Raw genomic sequence first — 2,980 nt, 5'->3', positions numbered from 1 at the left:
GCGGATTTGAGAGATTTGAACTTATAGATGACTCCCGCCAAGTTTTAACTACGCAATTTTTTACTCAGCGGCTCGGCTCAAGTATTAATCAAACGATATTTTCAGTTTTCAAACACCAAACCATGGCGTAATTGAAAGGGATTAATGTCTTCTTAACTCTAAAACCACTTTTTTCACCCAATCCACAGTATCCAAAATTTCCTGTTCAGTCGTATTTCTTCCCAATGAAAAGCGTATGGACGCTCTTCCCAAATCAGGATCTAATCCCATTGCTTGAAGTACATGAGAGGGTTTTGGGGAAATACTAGTACATGCCGAACCTGAACTTACTGCTACTTTTTGGCATACTTTTCTGAGTAAATCTTCCCCTTCCACTCCTTCAAATGCAATATTTGTAACATGGGGCAATCTATTTTCCTGACTTCCATTCAAAATGGTACCTTCGATTTGCAATAGGCTTTCTTCCAATTGGTTACGAAGTAAAGAAAGTCTTGAAAACTCAGATTCCAATTCTGCCATTTTCAATTCTGCTGCTTTACCCATTCCAACTATTCCAGGGACATTTAAAGTCCCACTTCTGAATCCTTTTTCATGTCCACCTCCTGAGATTTGGCCAAGTGGTTTTGGGAGCAAATGGTTATGACGGATATACAATGCTCCTACTCCTTTAGGACCATAAAATTTATGTGCTGAAATTGCCATTAGATGAATTCCAGAGACTGATATAGGGATTTTACCTGCAGCTTGAACCGCATCAGTAAAAAGAATAATTCTTTTTTCTTCAGCAATTTTTGAGATTTCATTAATTGGATGAATGATTCCAGTTTCATTATTTGCCCACATCAAAGCAATCATCTTTGTATCAGGAAGAATTGCGGACTTTAAAGTTTCCAGGTCTAATTCACCATCCCTACTGACGGGAAGGTAAGTAACCGAAGCACCTTTTTTTTCCAAATCTGCAAAGCAATCTAATACAGCTTTATGCTCTGATTGAGCTGTAATATAATGTTGATTCTCTCCTTGATATATCTCAAAAATGCCTTTAATAGCCAAATTGATTGCTTCAGTAGCTCCTGAAGTGAAAATTATTTCTTTGGACTTTGCTCCTATCAAATTGGCAATTTGTTCTCTTGATTTCTCCACTGCTTCTTCCGCTACCCAGCCATAAGGATGACTTTTACTAGCTGCATTTCCAAAATGCTGACTAAACCAAGGAAGCATTTCTTCTAATACCTCAGGAGCACAAGGAGTTGTAGCGTTATAATCTAAATAAATAGGGTAATTCATGTAATCAAAATAGAAGTTTCAATTGAAGTAAAAAAGGCTTTATATATGAGGAACTAATTTCAGGCTTTTTAGTCTTTTTAAGAATATAAAATTCAAACAGTTTTAAAATGCAGGAAAAATGGATTTTTAAATTTAAGGAAGAAAATCTAGAGGAACTTTTAAATAAAGAAGAAAAGGATTTGGGTATTTTTCTCTCTTATTATTTTAAACGAGAAGGCGCAGTTGCAGAAAAAGTACGATTAAAACGGCAAGCTGAGTATTTGACAGATTTTTCTGGAAATCTAATCTTAGAGTTTGATTTGGTGCATTTCAATGCCTGTCTAGCTATTCATTCACAAAAGCGAGAAGAGATGAAAGTTGAATTTATTATTGATAAAACCCAGAATCAATTGACTTTGATTGGGCCATACTGGCCCGAAAGAGGAAATGATGAGATATAAAAAAAGTGCCAATGTTCATTGGCACTTTTTGAAATTTGAATGGGAAAATTAAATTTTACCCTCTACGAATTTCTAGGTTTATATCCTGAAACTCTTTTTGTTCTATAAATGGCTGTGACCTTAATCTTCTTTGAGTTGCTTTAAATATAGCATTGGCAACTGCTCCTCCGGTAGGTGGCAAAGCTGGTTCACCCAAACCTGTAGGATCATATCCACTTGCAACATAATGTACATCGACTTGAGGAACTTCCTTCATCCGAATCAATCGATATTTATCAAAATTAGTTTGAGTTGGAAGACCATTTTCGAAAGTTAAATTTCCATACATGGCATGTCCCATTCCATCCACGATCCCACCTCTTACTTGGTGATTTGCTCCAGTTGGGTTTATAACCATTCCACAATCAGTTGCAGCTGTAATTTTCTTCATTACAGGAGATCCGTTTTCCATCTCAATATCAGCAACTTGAGCTACATAAGTTCTATGAGAGAAGTAAACAGAAAAACCTTGGCTTACATTTGGATTTTTACCCCAATTTGATTTTTCAGCAACGGTTTTAATCACTCCTATCATTCGGTCAGGATTATAACTTAATTCTCCTCCAACAGGATTTGCTTTAGCTTTTTCGAGTAAATCCAATCTGAATTGAACAGGATCTTTTTTAGCTGCCAAAGCCACTTCATCTAAGAAAGATTGCTCTGCATAAGCCAAGAAATTGGTAATTGGAGCTCTCCAAGCATTAGTTGTAATACTGGATTCATGATTTACGCTTTCAATCAAAACGTTATCAACAGCACCAGATGGGAAGTTATCTTGCCGAGTACTGTTGCCAGTGTTTATTCCTGCACCTTTCAACTTATACCCTATCATATTTCCACTTGCATCCAATGCAGCTTCAAATCTGTATCTAACGGCAGGTCTGTAGGCTCCACCAGTAATATCATCTTCCCTACTCCATGTCACTTTAACCGGTGCGTTTATAGCTTTAGAAACTTTCACTGCTTCTTCCACAAAATCTGCTCTTAATCTTCTTCCGAAGCCTCCACCTAGTCGAGTGATCTCTACAGTGATATTTTCTTTCGGAATTCCAAGAATTTCAGCTGCGGCAGAGGCGGCACGGTCTGGAGTTTGGGTTGGGCCGATTAATTCTGCTGAATTCTCCTTTACATGAGCAAAGAAATTCATCGGCTCCATAGGAGAATGAGACAAGAATGGACACTGATACTCAGCTGTAACTACCTGAGCGGCATTT

The 2,980-nt window shown here is 37.4% G+C and carries 3 protein-coding genes; 1 reads left to right on the top strand and 2 read right to left on the bottom strand.

All coding sequences use genetic code 11. The features are described from left to right. Positions 1 to 141 precede the first annotated feature (141 nt). Complete coding sequence (locus Q0L68_RS18815; protein ID WP_296705791.1) at positions 142 to 1,287, bottom strand: cysteine desulfurase family protein; 1,146 nt, start codon at positions 1,285 to 1,287, stop codon at positions 142 to 144. A 107-nt stretch (positions 1,288 to 1,394) separates the two neighbouring features. Between Q0L68_RS18815 and Q0L68_RS18810 the strand changes: the two genes are divergently transcribed. Then, on the top strand, positions 1,395 to 1,727 hold the full coding sequence (locus tag Q0L68_RS18810) for a hypothetical protein (protein ID WP_296705790.1): 333 nt from the start codon (positions 1,395 to 1,397) through the stop codon (positions 1,725 to 1,727). 55 nt (positions 1,728 to 1,782) lie between these two features. On the opposite strand, the gene Q0L68_RS18805 is transcribed toward Q0L68_RS18810, so the two are convergent. Beyond that, on the bottom strand, positions 1,783 to 2,980 hold a 1,198-nt coding region (locus Q0L68_RS18805; protein ID WP_296705789.1), incomplete at its 5' end, for a molybdopterin cofactor-binding domain-containing protein.

It is taken from the genome of Algoriphagus sp. (genome assembly GCF_024642405.1).
GTDB lineage: Bacteria > Bacteroidota > Bacteroidia > Cytophagales > Cyclobacteriaceae > Algoriphagus.
This window is presented reverse-complemented; position numbering and strand designations above follow the sequence as displayed.

Coding starts and splice junctions, on each gene's coding strand:
- Q0L68_RS18815 (WP_296705791.1), bottom strand. CDS start 1,287: ATGAATTACCCTATTTATTTAGATTATAACGCTACAACTCCTTGTGCT.
- Q0L68_RS18810 (WP_296705790.1), top strand. CDS start 1,395: ATGCAGGAAAAATGGATTTTTAAATTTAAGGAAGAAAATCTAGAGGAA.